Below are 14390 nucleotides of genomic sequence, written 5' to 3'. Positions count from 1 at the left end.
GGGTTTACGAGTGATCGGGTCCGACGATGCGTGCCAGCTCGCGCAGTCCGGCGACGATGTCGGAGCCGGTGGGGGCATGATCGGGGTTGGTGATCCACTGCGTCATCACGCCGGTGAGCATGGCCATCTGGACGGTGCCCAGGGTGCGCGCCACCGCGTCGTCGACCGCGTCCTCCGCCGTGCCGCTGAGCACGGCTGCCAGACCCCGTCGCCCCTGGGCCTGGCCCCCGGCGAGGTAGCGGCGCAGGTCTTCGGAGTGCTCGGCTTGGGTGAGCGCCTCGATCGAGGCGAGCCACAGCGTGCGGTGGGTGGAGAAGGACTCGATGATCCGGTCCCACATCGCCTCGTAGCGCTCGGCCGGCGTGGCGTCCTCCGAGGCGAAGCCCGCCAGGGTGCGGCCGACACTGGTGCCCCATTCGTCGATGGCGTCGATGAGCGCGGCGTTGAGCAGCGCCTCGCGGGAGCCGAAGTGGTAGCCGATGGCGGCCATGCTGACGTCGGCCGCCGCCGAGATGTCGCGGACCGTGGTGCGCGCCCAGCCCTTGTCCTCCAAGCAGCGGCGGGCTCCGGCGAGCAGGTCTTCGCGATTTCCCATGGTCGGAGGCTACTGGAGATTGGATCGAGCGCACAAGGCGCATGCCTTAGGCGAATGCCTTGCGCAAACGTCTTGCGCATTTGCCCAAATGCTCATTACTGTCATCGCCACCGAGGCGCCGTCCCATCGCCGCCGAACGAAGGAGATCCGCATGACCAGCACCACCACGCCCGCCACCGCCGTCCGCGCCGATCTGCTCGTCGACGGCCGCAAGCTGTCCTACCTCGACTTCGGCGGCACGGGCCGCCTGCTGGTCGCGCTGCACGGCCACCTGTCCGAGGGCGCCGCGTTCGCCCACCTCGCCGAGGCGCTTGCTCCTGAGTGGCGGCTGATCGCTCCGGACCAGCGCGGCCAAGGGGAGTCCGCCCGCGCCGCCGACTACTCGCGGGAGGGATATCTCGCCGACCTCCAGGCGCTCCTGGACCACCTTGAGCTGGACGATGTCGTGCTGCTCGGCCACTCCCTCGGCGCCATCAACGCCTACCAGTTCGCCGCCCGGAACCCCGAGCGCGTCAGCGCGCTCGTCAACGCCGAGGGTTCCGCCGCGCTCGGCCTGGACGGGGTGAACCCGTTCGGTTTCTTGCTGGACCTGCCCTACCGGGCGCCCACCCGTGACGCGCTGATAGCGGGTTTGGGGCCGGCAGCGCCGTTCTTCTCCGACCGGCTGCGGGAAGACGCGGACGGCGCCTGGCGCCTGCCCTTCCACCCGCAGGAGATGTACGAGTCCGAGGAGCAGGTCCACGGTGACCACTGGGCCGACTGGACGGCCACTGCCTGTCCGGCTCTGCTGGTGCACGGCACCAGGGGCGTCATCCCGCCCGAGCAGGTCGTCGCCATGGTCGAGCGCCGCGCGGGCACCGAGTCGGCCGAGCTGGATGCCGATCACCTCGTCCACACCGCCGCTCCTGACGCGTTCGCCGCTGCGGTCCGGGCGTTCCTCGCCACGATCTAGGCGGCCTCGAACCTGGCGCCGCGCCGGCCGATGGCGCTCGTCCCGCTCGGCGGGAAAGCGGACTGTTGCCGAAATTCGACGGGATTGTTGATACTCCGTTGAGCGGGGTATAGACGTTTTCTATGGATTTTATTCCAAACTGGTCTGGGGCCCGTCCGAATGCTTCGTGACCTGCTCGTACGCTGGGTGTTTCCCGTTGTTCGCGGGTGTTCCGGCATTCGCCTGGTTGGTGGTTCGAATTCGGTTCGATAGGGTTGCCGCGATCGCCGGGCAGCCGGTGGTCGCAATTCTTCTTCCAGCAGTTCCGCTGCGCGGGTTCGACGATGCCAGGAGGTTGGGATGAGCGATGCGGTCCGCTCCCGCGAGCGCCTGCCGATCCCGGACGAGGTCGGCGCCTCGGCCACCGCGCTGGACGCGCGCGACCAGCAGCCCCGGTTCGAGCCCGTGCAACCGGTGCGGCCGCCGGAGTCGGCGCCGAACGTGGTGGTCGTGCTCATCGACGACATGGGGTTCGGCGCGCCCAGCGCGTTCGGCGGCCCGTGCCGGATGCCGACCGCCGAACGGCTCGCCGACGACGGGTTGCGCTTCAGCCGCTTCCACGTCACCGCGATCTGCTCGCCGACGCGGCAGGCGCTGCTCACCGGCCGCAACCACCACTCGGTCGGGATGGGCGTGACCACCGAGATGGCCAGCGCCGCGCCCGGCTACAACGGCATCCGACCCCGCAGCGCCGCCACGCTGGCGCAGGTGCTGCGCGGAAACGGTTACAACACCGCGGCTTTCGGCAAGTGGCACCAGACACCCGCCCGGGACGTCAGCGCCGCGGGGCCGTTCGACCGGTGGCCCACGGGGGAGGGCTTCGAGAAGTTCTACGGGTTCCTGTGCGCCGAGATGAACCACTGGTACCCGCTGCTGTTCGACGGCACGACCCCGGTGGAGCCCTCGCGCCGCCCGGAGGACGGCTACCACCTGTCGGAGGACCTGGTGGACCACGCGATCGACTGGGTGCGCGACCAGCGGTCCCTGAAACCGGACCACCCGTTCTTCGCCTACCTGCCGTTCGGCGCCACCCACGCGCCCTACCACGTGCCCCGCGAGTACCGGGACAAGTACCGGGGCGCGTTCGACCACGGCTGGGACCGGCAGCGCGAGATCACCTTGCAGCGCCAGAAAGAACTCGGCGTGGTCCCCGAGGACGCCGAGCTGGCCCCGTGGGCGGAAGGCGTGCCGCACTGGGACGAGCTGTCGGCGACCGAGCAGCGGGCGGCCGCGTCGTTGATGGAGCTCTACGCCGGTTTCGCGGAGCACACCGACGACCAGGTGGGGCGGCTCGTGGACGCGCTGGAGGAGCTCGGCGCGCTGGACGACACGCTGTTCATCTACATCCTCGGCGACAACGGGGCCTCCGCCGAGGGAGGGCTCGGCGGCACGCTCAACGAGCACCGCTTCGCCAGCGGCATCCCCGACAGCGCCGAGTTCATCGTCGACAACGCCGACGCCCTCGGCGACGCCACCACCCACGCGCACTACCCGGTGGGCTGGGCGCTGGCGATGAACACGCCCTACCAGTGGACCAAGCAGGTCGCCTCGCACTTCGGGGGCACCCGGGACGGCATGATCGTGCACTGGCCCCGGGGGATCGACGAGCGGGGCGGGGTGCGCCACCAGTTCCACCACGTGATCGACGTGGTGCCCACCGTGCTGGAGGCCGCGGGCATCCCGCACCCGGTCGAGGTGGACGGGATCGCGCAGAAGCCGATCGAGGGCACCAGCATGCTCTACAGCTTCAACGCCCCCGACGCGCCGGACCGGCACCGCGTGCAGTACTTCGAGATGGTCGGCAACCGGGGCATCTACCACGACGGCTGGATGGCGGTGACCCGCCACGGCACGCCGTGGGAGATGGTCCAGGGCGAGCAGCGCCGCTACTTCGACGACGACGAGTGGGAGCTCTACGACACCTCGGTGGACTGGACGCAGGCGCGCGACATCTCCGCCGAGCACCCGGGAAAGCTGAACGAGCTCAAGCAGCTGTTCCTCGTGGAGGCCGGTCGGCACGGGGTGTTCCCGCTCGACGACCGGATGACCGAGCGGGAGAACCCGAAGGAGGCCGGGCGGCTCGACCTCATGGGGGAGCGCCGGTCGATCACCTTCCACGCGGGCGCCAAGCGGCTCACCGAGGAGACCGCGCCGAACGTCAAGAACCGCTCCCACGCGGTGACCGCCGAGATCGAGACCGGCGGCGGGGCAGCGGGGGTGATCATCGCCCAGGGCGGTCGTTTCGGTGGCTGGTCGGTGTACTTCCACGACGGCCGGCTCTGCTACGCCTACAACTACTTCGGCCTGGACGTGCGCACCGCGCGGGCGCGCACCCCGATCCCGGCCGGTCGCCACGAGATCCGGGTGGACTTCGCCTACCACGGCGGCGGTGTCGGCCAGGGCGGTGACGTGACGCTGCACGTCGACGGCGAGCAGGTCGGCGAGGTCGTGGTCCCGAAGACGATCCCGTACTACTTCGCCTTCGACGAGACCTTCGACATCGGCGTCGACCGCGCCACCCCGGTCACCGACGACTACCCGGTGGCCGACAACGCGTTCACCGGAGAACTGCGCTGGGTCCGCCTCGACCTCGGCGACGACCTGCACGACGACGCCGAAGCGGACCGGGACCGGGCCCGCTTCAAGGCCGCCCACGACTGAGCGGGCCGGGGAGGAGCTGCGTGGAACGCCGGGAGCTGGAGTACTTCCTTGCGATCGCCGAGAGCGGGAGCTTCACCGGCGCCGCCCAAGCGCTGCGGATCGCGCAGCCCTCGCTGTCGCACGCGATCGGTTCCCTGGAGCAGCGGCTGGGCGGCAAGGTCTTCCACCGCCTCCCGCACGGGGTGGCGCTCACCCCCGCCGGGGAGGCGCTGGTGGAGCCTGCTCGGCAGGTCATGCGCGACTTCAGCACCGCGGCGGACTCGGTGCGCCGGGTGCTGGGGCTCGATGCTGGACGGCTCGACATCGTCGCGCAGACCACGCTCGCGGTGGATCCGCTCGCCGATCTGCTCGGCGCGTTCCTGCGGACCCGTCCGAACGTCGAGGTGCGCGTGTCCGACCACGAGCTGGGTTCGGGTGCCACCAGCGCGGTGCGCAGCGGAGAGTCCGAGCTCGGCATGGCCGATTCCGCCGCGGACGGGGTCGCCGAGCTGGAGCACGTCGTGCTCGAAGGGCGCGAGATCCTCGCGGTGCTGCCTCCGAAGTCCGGGTTCGCGGAGCGGGAGCGCCTCGGTCGCGCCGAACTCGCCGAGCTGACCTGGGTCACGACCCCGCGCGGAACGGCGACGCGCGAAGTCATCGAGGACGCGGTGGCGGGACCGCGAGTCGCGGTGGAGACGGCGCACCAGGCGATGGTCGTGCCCCTGGTGCTGGCCGGAGCCGGGGCGACGCTGCTCCCGAGGTCGCTGGCCAGGGAAGCGGAGGGAAGTGGCGCGGTGGTGCTGCCGCTGCGGCCACGGGTCGTCCGCCGCGGCGCCCTGTTCTGGCGGCGGGGCCCGCTCTCCCCGGCGGCTGCCGAGTTCGTCCGGATGATCTCGTCGACCAAGCGCCCCCGCCGCTGAGGTTCAGCGGCGGGAGCGCGGCGGACTCAGCGCGGGAGCGCGTCGGCCTCCTCGCCGACCGGCTTCGCCCGCTTGGCCAGGCGGGCCGGGGCGGTCTCGGGCAGGGGCAGCAGGCAGAGCAGGGACAGCGTCAGCAGGGCGGCCAGGTAGTAGCCGACGTTGAGCGGATCGCCGGTGCCCGCGATGATCCGGTTCGCGATCATGGGCGTGATGCCGCCGCCGAGGACGGCGCCGAGGTGGTATCCGATGCCGACACCGGACTGCCGCTTCTCGCGGGGGTAGGCCTCGGCGAAGGTGGTGTACAACGGCCCGAAGAGGACGCCGGTCGCGGAGAAGCCCAGGACGACGGCCGTGTTGACGGCGGCGACGGTGCCGCCCGAGGCGATCGGGAACATCGTCAGCGCCGCGGCCAGGGACAGCAGAACCCCGGCGAGCATGACCGGCTTGCGGCCGATGCGGTCGGACAGCCACGCGGAGACCAGGTTGAGGATCGCGTGGCAGGCCAGCCCCAGCAGCGAGCCGTTCACGATCTCCTGGCGGGGCAGCCCGAGCCCTTCGGGGGCGCCGGCGGTGGCGTAGGACAGCATGAACGTCACCAGCGTGAACGTGGTGGCGGTCAGGCCGATGTTGATCCCGGCGGTCTGCAGGATGAGGCGCCAGTGGGTCTTGATCACGTCCCGCAGCGGTTGCCGGGAGCGGCCGTCGTGCGACTCGTCGGCGACCATCTTCTGGAAGACCGGGCTCTCCGCCACACCGCGGCGCACCCACAACCCGACGGCCAGGACCAGGCCGCCGACCAGGAACGGCAGTCGCCATCCCCAGTCCCGCACGTCCTCGTCCGGCAGGAACAGGACCAGGGCGAAGGCGATGTTCGCCAGGATGGTCCCGACCGGCGAGCCGAGGGCGACGAACGACCCGTACAGGCCGCGCGACCGCTCAGGCGCGTGCTCGATCGCGAGCACCGCGGCCCCGGCGTTCTCCCCGCCGCGGGCGACGCCGTGCAGCAGCCGCAGCGTGACGAGCATGATCGGCGCGGAGACGCCGATGGCGGCGTAGGAGGGCAGCACGCCCATGCCCAGCGTCGCCAAGCCCATCAGCAGGAATGCGCCGGTCAGCGCGGTGCGGCGGCCCTTCCGGTCACCGATCCAGCCGAAGAGGGCGGCACCGAGCGGAGCCATCAGGAACCCGGCGGCGAAGGTGGTGAGGCTGAGGAAGGTGCCCAGCCAGGCGTCGCCGGTCTTGAAGAAGACGTCGCCGAACACGAGCGCCGCCGCGGTGCCGTAGATGGTGAAGTCGTACAGCTCCAGGGAGGTGCCGACTCCAGCGGCCACCCCCACCCGCAGCACGTCGGAATGCTGTTCCGCTGATCGGTGGGTCGAAGTCATCGGGCGTCCTCACGCAGGGCCAGTGGTCTCCGACACGTTAGGAATTCGCGCTGGGCGCACCCAGTGGTGAATCCCTGAGCGGCATAAGGGAATTCCGTATCGCGCATCGCCCCGGTGAGGTTCTCCGGAACCGTCCGGACAGCAGCGACCCCGGGACCGTTTCCCGCCGGATCTCTCCGCGCGGGCCGAACCGGACTCAGTTCGGGGTCCCGGGGCCGGGTAGCTGCCTGGTATTCGCCGACCGCATCACCCGCGCAGGATCCCGGAGGGACCATCACGCGTCGGGTCGGCAGGATTGCCGTAGGCGGTCCTAGCGGACAGCCACCTCACAAGTCCTGATGTCGTTCAACGTCGGACCACCTCCTTTCCTGTGTACCGAGAAGGCTAAACATGGCGTGCCGCACGGGCAACTGATTTTTTCCGCGCAGCGCGTCGGCAGTTCCCGCGCCTCGGAGGGGCTGTGCGTCGCGGTTCCGCCGGCGCGTGCTGCTTCGAGAGTCCACTTCGGACCATCGGCCGCCGTGGGACGCGCCCGGATCCCGTGCTGTTCAGGCGAATCAGGCGCTCAGTGTTCCGGCGGTGGGCGAGCACGATCACCGCGGCGACCAGGGGGACGAGCCCCGCCGCGGCCGCGGTCACCCAGGAGGTCGCAGTGCTCAGCGGGTGCTCGAGCGTCACGAGCCCGACCGCGATGGCGGGAACCCCGGCGCCCGAGTAGAAGGCGAGGTGCAGCGCGCCGGTGATCGCGCCGCGTTCGCCTTCCGGTGCGACCGCGTCGATGGCGGCTGCCGCACCCCCGTAGGCCAAGCCGTGCCCGGCACCGGCCACCACAGCTGCCACCAGGGTGATCGGGATCGAACCGCCGGCGTCCACGGCCAGCAGCCCGAGGCTGACCAGGAGCCCGCCGAGCCCGGTGAGCTGCGCGTACCGCGTGCTGATCCGGGGCACGAGCGGTTGGGTCAGCACCGAGCAGATCAGCACCGCACCCAAGATGCCGCCGATCACCGCCTGGTTGCCCGCGACGGCCCGGTCGAGCAGGGCCGGGATGACCGCTAGGAACAAGCCCGCCACCGTCCAGGCGAGGAATCCGGTCGCCGCGGCCATGGTGAACAGCAGTCGGATCCCCGGCGGGATCTGCGGGCGGGTGGGCTTCCAGCGGCCGAGCCCCGGTGCGCTTCCGGCGAGGTTCGCGACGCGGTGCCAGCCGAGCCAGAGAAGCGCCAGGTGCAGGAGGAACGGCAGGACCTGGGGCGCCGGTGCGTACTGGGCGAGCACGCCGCCGGTGATCGGTCCCGCGGCGGTGCCCGCCACGAAAGCGGTGCTGGCCAGCACCGACCCGCTCAGGCGGTAGTGGCCGCGGGCGCGCTCGCTGATCAACGAGCTGGCCGCCCCGGTCGCCGCGCCCAGCGCGAGCCCCTGCGCGGCCCGTCCGGCCAGGAGCCACTCCAGACCGGACGCGAAGACGAAGCAGGCCGAACCGACCGCGGCCAGCACGATGCTGGCCCGCAGCACCGACCGAGGCCCCAGCGCGTCCGACGCTGACCCGAACAGCAGCAGCGCAGGTGCGCTGACCAGCGCGAACGTCGCGTAGATCAACGTCATGGCGAGGTCGCTGACCGCGAACGCCTCCTGGTAGGCCGGGTACAGCGGGCTCGGCAGGTAAGCCCCGGCCGTGAGCACGACCAGCACGTACAGGCCGGTGCGCACTTCGCGTGCGCGGTCGCGGTGGTCGATGAGGGCAGGAGGGTTCGCGAGGGTCACGACGTCCAGCTTGGCGGCGATGACTCGGAAAGAGAATCAAACGATTCTCGACCCGATTGTGCAGAATTGTTGAATGCTCGATCCGAAGCTGAAGGTGCTCCAGCTGGTGGCCCACCACGGCACGGTCACCGCTGCTGCCGCCGCGCTGCACTACACGCCTTCGGCGGTGTCGTACCAGCTCCGGCAGCTGGCCGAGGAGCTCGGCGTTGAGCTGGTGACCCAGCGGGGCCGCGGCATCCAGCTGACCGCCGCGGCGCGAACGGTGCTGCGCCACGCGGAAGCGCTGCAGGCCCAGGTCGAACGTGCCCGGGCGGAGCTCGCGTCGATCGCCGAGGAGCCGACCGGTTCGTTCACCTTGTGCGGGTTCTCCACTGCTGCAACCAACCTGCTGCCGCCTGCGGCCGCGGCGCTGCGGGAACGCCATCCGCACCTGCAGGTCCGGGTGATCGAAGCCGAACCGGCCCGCTGCTTCGACTTGCTGCTCGCCGGAGAAGCGGACCTCGCCCTGGTGATCAACTCGGCCGAGACGCCGTCCACGGCCGACGAGCGCTTCGACCAGCAACCGCTGCTCGACGACCCGCTGGACCTGGTGGTGCCCGAGGGGCACCGCCTGGCGGAACTCCCCGCCGTCACCCTCGCCGACGCCGCCGACGAGAAGTGGATCGTCGGCCTCCCCGGCAGCACCTACCACGACCTCGTCCGAACGGCCTGCACGGCAGCGGGTTTCACCCCGAACATCGCCCACTACGCCAACGAGTGGGACACCGGAACGGCGTTGGTGGCCCACGACTTCGGCATCATCCTGGTGCCCCGCCTCGCCCGGCTCCACGAAGACTGGCCCGTGGTCCGCCTACCCCTCCACGGAGAACCGGCCCCGGCCCGCCGGCTCACCGCCGCAACCCGCCGGGGCCGCCGCGACCACCCGGCAGTAGCTGCCTCCCTCGAAACCATCACCGCGACGGCATCTCGCCTGAAAGCCTTGAAGGACTGTCCGAAGTAGATGGTGGTGGCGCTCGTCCAGGTCCTGCAGCGGGAACCGAACGGGTGCCTGGAACGTCGCACCCGGTGCGCGGTCCGATGGAGGCGGGGCGCTGGAACTCCCTGCTCTCGAAGGAGTGTCGTGGCTTTCGTGTGCGTGCTGCTGGCCGTTCTCATGTTCGTGCTGGGCTGCGTGGACCAGCACGCGTTGTGGCGGTTCCTGGATTCCTGGCGCTATTCGGATCCGGATGCCAATGAGCCGTCGGGTGCGGCGTTCGTGGTGCAGCGCCTGGGTTTCTTCGTGGCGGCGGGAGGCTTCGTCTACGGAGCCGTCGTGCTCAGCGACATGCCGGAGCGCCCTGAGGACTCCTCGGAAAGCTCCCACATCTCCAGCAGCTCGAGCCTGAGCGTGTTCGACGAGGACGCCGTGCGTGAAGGGCTGTCCTGGGCGGACTTCGGTGGTCATCCGGGCTCGGTGGGGGCTGGGGGCCAGGATTCGGGGTCGAGGACGTTCAGCGTGTAGGCGCGGGCTACCAGGGCTGTTCTGCCTCGTACGTGCCAGCGGCGGGAGAGTTGGGTCAGGTGGTAGTTGACTCCGTCGACGGTGAGGCCCACCGCTCTTGCGATTCGCGGTGTTGTGTCGCCGCTTGCCGCCAGGGCGAGGATCCTGGCCTCGATTTCGCTTGCGGCGGGCGCGGGTTCAGGGACGGGTTCCGTGTGTTCGCCCAGGACTCGGAGCACGAGCATCAGGGCGGTGGGAGCGCCTGGGGTGTCGCTGACCGGGTCCACGTCCACCTCGCCGTAGCGCTCGACGCCGCTCGGCGGGGTCCAGGTGACCTCGAGCGGGTAGCGGGACCTGCGGCGCAGGCGGACGGCTTCGGCGATCGGGTGGAGTCGGGCCGTCGTGCGGGGGCGGAAGAAGTCCAGGGCGTTGCGGCCGCGCATCTGGCCCGGGAGCATGCCCCATTCCGCTGCCATCGCCGGGTTCGCCAGCAGGATCGCGCCGTCGGGGTCGCAGAGCGCGACCGGTAGCGGCAGGTGGTCGAGCAGCAGGATGGCGCGGTTGCGCCAGGTGATCGCTTCCCGGTGCCAGTCCTCAGCGGACCGGGAACCGTGCTGGTGGCTCATCGGATTCCCCTCGCCGCGTTGCGCATCTCGGTCGGTTTGGCAAGGCCGGCGCGCGCCGACGCACTACACGATTATGTAGTGCGGTGGCGGTCTCGGGGGTTCGCCGGGGGCGAGTGTTGAGGGGACGGCTGGAAACGCGCCCCTCGGCGGTTCCTCCCCCCAACACAGAAGGCGGTTCGTCCCCTCATGGCCGCGACTTTGCTCCCCCCGCAGTTCGGCATCCCCGTCGTCGACGTGTCCGACTCCCCGACCAGAACGCCCGTCCTGCGGACGATGCGGCTGCTCAGGGAGCACGGTCCGGCGTTCGTCCAGCGCCAGCACGGCAACGACGCGCTGTTCGTCAGCAGCTTGGACCTGGTCACCGAGCTCTCCGACGAGCAGCGGTTCGCCAAGGCCATCGGGCCGGCGCTGGAGAACGTCCGCGAGTTCACCCACGACGGCCTGTTCACCGCCTACGGCGACGAGCCGAACTGGGCGAAGGCGCACGACATCCTGATGCCCGCCTTCGCGCTCGGGTCGATGCGCACCTACCACCCGGTGATGCTGCGCGTCGCCCGCCGGCTGATCGAGTCCTGGGACCGCAGGTGCGCGGCCGGACGACCGGTCGACGTGCCCGACGACATGACCCGGATGACGCTGGACACCATCGGCCTGGCCGGTTTCGGGTACGACTTCGGTTCGTTCGAGCGGGACGAACCGCACCCGTTCGTCGACGCCCTGGTGCGCTGCCTGCACTGGTCGATGACCAAGCTCAGCCGCGACCCGGACGGCGACCACGCGCAGACCGACGCGGCGTTCCGCGCCGACGCGGCCTTCCTCGCCTCGGTGGTGGACGAGGTCATCGCGGAGCGCACCGCTGCTGGTGCGCCGGAGGGCGACGACCTGCTGGGGCTGATGCTCGGCGCCACCCACCCCTCGGACGGCACCACCCTCGACCTGGCCAACATCCGCGACCAGGTCATCACCTTCCTGATCGCCGGGCACGAGACCACCTCCGGCACCATGTCCTTCGCCCTGCACAACCTGGTCAAGCACCCGACCGCGCTGCGCCTGGTGCAGCGCGAGGTGGACGAGCTGTGGGGCGACCAGTCCGATCCGGAGCCGACCTTCGAGGACGTCGGCCGTCTGCAGTACACGCGGCAGGTGCTCAACGAGACGCTGCGGATGTTCCCGCCGGCGCCCGGGTTCTCGCGCCAGGCCCGCCACGACACCGTCCTCGGCGGCATCCCGATGCGGGCCGGGCAGTGGGCGTCGGTGGTGACCCCGATGCTGCACCGGGATCCGGTCTGGGGCGACAACCCCGAGCTGTTCGACCCCTCGCGCTTCGACCCCGACGTCGAGGCGGCGCGCTCCCCGCACGCGTTCAAGCCGTTCGGGACGGGGGAGCGCGCGTGCATCGGCAGGCAGTTCGCCCTGCACGAGGCCACCATGCTGCTCGCGATGCTGGTGCACCGCTACCGGCTGCTCGACCACGCCGACTACCGGATGCAGCTCAAGCAGACGCTGACGATCAAGCCAGAGGGCTTCACCCTCGCCCTGGCCCGGCGCACCTCGGCGGACCGCGTCGCCAAGCCGGCTCGCGCCGCTGAAGTACCGGTCGAGGACAGCGCACTGCCCGCCCGCGTCCAGCAGGGGACCGGGATGCTCCTGCTGCACGGCTCCAACTACGGGACCTGCCAGGACTTCGCGGCCCAGCTGGCCGAAGCCGCCGCCGAGATCGGCTGCGACACGGCCGTCGCCCCGCTCGACGCGCACACCGGCGCCCTGCCCACTGACCGGCTCGTCGTCATCACCGCCGCTTCCTACAACGGTCAGCCGACCGACGACGCGGCCGAGTTCGTCCAGTGGCTGGAGACCGCGGAACCCGGCGCCGCCGACGGCGTCACCTACGCGGTGCTGGGCGTCGGCGACCGCAACTGGTCCGCCACCTACCAGCGCATTCCCACGCTCATCGACGACCGGCTGGCCGCCCTCGGCGGAACCCGGCTGCTGGAGCGCGCGGAGGCCGATGCCGCAGGCGATCTGACCGGCGCGGTCAAGGCGTTCACCGCCGCGCTGTGCGGCAAAGTGCTCGAGGAGCACGGCGATCCGGCCACGATCGGCGCTGGTCCTGCCCCGGCCGGTCCTGCTCACGTCGTCACCGAGGTCACCGGTGGTCCGCTGGACGCGCTGGCCGCCCGGCACGGCATGACGCCGATGATGGTCACCGAGACCAGCAGCCTCACCAGCCCCGGCTACTCGCGCGCCAAGCAGTTCGTGCGGCTTGCCTTGCCGGAGGGGGCGAACTACCGGACCGCGGACCACCTCACCGTGCTCCCGGCCAACGATCCGGCCCTCGTCGAACGCGCTGCCCGGATCCTGCGGATCGACCTGGACACCGTCCTCACCATCGTGCCCAGCGGTCCGCGCGGCATCGCGGTCGACCGGCCGGTGACTGCGCGCGAACTGCTCACCCGGCACGTCGAGCTGCAGGACCGGCCGACCAGCGAGCAGCTGACCGTCCTCGCCGAGCTCAACCCGTGCCCGCCCGAGCAGCAGGCCCTGCGGGCTCTGGCCGAGGACGCCGACCACCGCAGCTTGCTGGACGTCGTCGAGGACTACCCCGCGCTGGGTGAAGTCCTGACCTGGCCGGTCCTGCTGGACCTGCTGCCGCCGATCCGGCCGCGCCACTACTCGGTCTCGTCCTCGCCGGCCAACGACCCGAGCCACGTCGACCTGATGGTCTCGCTGCTCGAAGCGCCCGCGCGGTCCGGACGGGGCACCTACCGCGGCACGGGTTCGGGCTACCTGAACACCGTGCGCGCCGGTGACACCGTGCTCGCGCGGATCCAGCCGTGCCGGGCCGCTTTCCGGATCGACCACGACACCCCGGTGATCATGATCTCGGCAGGCACCGGTCTGGCCCCCTTCCGGGGCGCGATCGCCGACCGGCTCGCCCTCGCGGCCGACGGCGCCGTGCTCGCCCCGGCGCTCTGCTACTTCGGCTGCGACGCCCCGGACGCGGACTACCTGCACGGCGCCGAACTGCGCGCCGCCGAGCTGGCCGGTGCGGTCCAGATGCGCCCGGCCTTCAGCGAGGCGCCGGTCGACGGGCAGGCGTTCGTCCAGCACCGCATCGCCGCCGAGGCCGACGAGCTGTGGCAGCTGATCGGCGCCGGGGCGAAGATCTACGTCTGCGGCGACGGAAATCGGATGGCCCCCGGCGTGCGCGACGCCTTCCGGGCCATCTACGCCGAACGAGCGGGCGGTGATGCCACCGCTTGGCTCGACTCGCTGGTCGCCGACGGCCGCTACATCGAGGACGTCTACGCCGCGCGCTGAGCCGTCAACCCCCTCGCAGAATCGGAGGTTCCCATCCCATGAACACCATGCTCGCCGGACGTCTGCACGTGCCGAGCGGAAGGTTCCGCGTCGAAGAGGTCCCGGTGCCCGTCCCCGGCCCCGGGGAGGTGCTGGTCGAAGTCAAGGCGGCCGGCGTGTGCCTGTCCGACGTGCACCTGATCGACGGCAGCCTGAAGCCGTTCGTGCCGGTCGAGGAGATCACCCTCGGGCACGAGGTGGCCGGGGTGATCCACTCGCTCGGCCCCGACCTGCGCGGCGACTGGACCACCGGCACGCGGGTGGCGCTGCAGGCCGGGCAGAGCTGCGGTGAGTGCGCCAACTGCCGTCGCCGCCGCGCGCCCTGCCTCCTGGCCCGCACCCGCGGCGTCGACTACGACGGTGGTTGGGCGCAGTACGCGATCGCCCGCGAGGACACCCTCGCCCCGATCCCGGACAACCTGCCCTTCGACCAGGCGGCGATCATCCCGGACGCGGTCTCCACCCCCTACGCCGCTGTCGTGGGCACCGGCGACGTTCGCCCGGCCCAGGCGGTGGGCATCTGGGGCGCGGGTGGGTTGGGAGCCCACGGCATCCAGCTCGCCCGGGTGGCCGGTGCTGCACCGATCCTCGCCGTCGACCCGCTGCCCGGCGCTCGGGACCGAGCCCTCGCC

11 protein-coding genes are annotated in these 14390 nt (G+C 71.2%); 7 read left to right on the top strand and 4 right to left on the bottom strand.

Translation table 11 applies throughout. From position 1 onward, the window contains the following. Positions 1 to 4: 4 nt before the first annotated feature. On the bottom strand, positions 5 to 595 hold the full coding sequence (locus OU415_RS31275; RefSeq protein WP_270953062.1) for a TetR/AcrR family transcriptional regulator: 591 nt from the start codon (positions 593 to 595) through the stop codon (positions 5 to 7). A 151-nt stretch (positions 596 to 746) separates the two neighbouring features. On the opposite strand from OU415_RS31275, the gene OU415_RS31270 reads away from it, so the two are divergent. The 3 genes from OU415_RS31270 to OU415_RS31260 all read left to right on the top strand — a co-directional run bounded on the left by OU415_RS31270 (position 747) and on the right by OU415_RS31260 (position 5146). Beyond that, on the top strand, positions 747 to 1547 hold the full coding sequence (locus OU415_RS31270) for an alpha/beta fold hydrolase (protein ID WP_270953061.1): 801 nt from the start codon (positions 747 to 749) through the stop codon (positions 1545 to 1547). A 339-nt stretch (positions 1548 to 1886) separates the two neighbouring features. Further along, a complete protein-coding gene (locus OU415_RS31265; RefSeq protein ID WP_270953059.1) occupies positions 1887 to 4247 on the top strand; it encodes an arylsulfatase in 2361 nt (786 codons plus the stop codon). A 20-nt stretch (positions 4248 to 4267) separates the two neighbouring features. Further along, positions 4268 to 5146: a LysR family transcriptional regulator gene (locus OU415_RS31260; RefSeq protein ID WP_270953057.1), complete on the top strand. Its 879-nt coding sequence runs from the start codon at positions 4268 to 4270 to the stop codon at positions 5144 to 5146. A gap of 26 nt (positions 5147 to 5172) precedes the next feature. On the opposite strand, the gene OU415_RS31255 is transcribed toward OU415_RS31260, so the two are convergent. Together OU415_RS31255 and OU415_RS31250 are read right to left on the bottom strand one after the other, a co-directional pair. Next, the gene (locus tag OU415_RS31255) at positions 5173 to 6531 is read right to left on the bottom strand and encodes an MFS transporter (RefSeq protein WP_270953056.1); all 1359 of its coding nucleotides are present in this window, start codon (positions 6529 to 6531) and stop codon (positions 5173 to 5175) included. Between the two features lie 384 nt (positions 6532 to 6915). Continuing rightward, complete coding sequence (locus OU415_RS31250) at positions 6916 to 8292, bottom strand: MFS transporter (RefSeq protein WP_270953055.1); 1377 nt, start codon at positions 8290 to 8292, stop codon at positions 6916 to 6918. A gap of 73 nt (positions 8293 to 8365) precedes the next feature. On the opposite strand from OU415_RS31250, the gene OU415_RS31245 reads away from it, so the two are divergent. Further along, a complete protein-coding gene (locus tag OU415_RS31245; protein WP_270953054.1) occupies positions 8366 to 9292 on the top strand; it encodes a LysR substrate-binding domain-containing protein in 927 nt (308 codons plus the stop codon). A gap of 120 nt (positions 9293 to 9412) precedes the next feature. After that, positions 9413 to 9793: a hypothetical protein gene (locus tag OU415_RS31240; protein ID WP_270953053.1), complete on the top strand. Its 381-nt coding sequence runs from the start codon at positions 9413 to 9415 to the stop codon at positions 9791 to 9793. Here the strand turns inward: OU415_RS31240 and OU415_RS31235 are convergent. Next, a complete protein-coding gene (locus OU415_RS31235; RefSeq protein WP_270953052.1) occupies positions 9733 to 10398 on the bottom strand; it encodes a PAS domain-containing protein in 666 nt (221 codons plus the stop codon). The two genes, OU415_RS31240 and OU415_RS31235, sit on opposite strands and share 61 nt — an antisense overlap. A 186-nt stretch (positions 10399 to 10584) precedes the next feature. Here OU415_RS31235 and OU415_RS31230 point away from each other — a divergent pair, with 186 nt between their 5' ends. Together OU415_RS31230 and OU415_RS31225 are read left to right on the top strand one after the other, a co-directional pair. After that, a complete protein-coding gene (locus OU415_RS31230; RefSeq protein ID WP_270953051.1) occupies positions 10585 to 13719 on the top strand; it encodes a bifunctional cytochrome P450/NADPH--P450 reductase in 3135 nt (1044 codons plus the stop codon). Between the two features lie 38 nt (positions 13720 to 13757). Further along, the coding region (locus tag OU415_RS31225) for an alcohol dehydrogenase catalytic domain-containing protein (protein ID WP_270953050.1) at positions 13758 to 14390 on the top strand (633 nt) is incomplete at its 3' end.

The organism is Saccharopolyspora oryzae (assembly GCF_027853915.1).
In the GTDB taxonomy this organism is placed as follows: Bacteria; Actinomycetota; Actinomycetes; order Mycobacteriales; family Pseudonocardiaceae; genus Saccharopolyspora; species Saccharopolyspora oryzae.
This window is presented reverse-complemented; position numbering and strand designations above follow the sequence as displayed.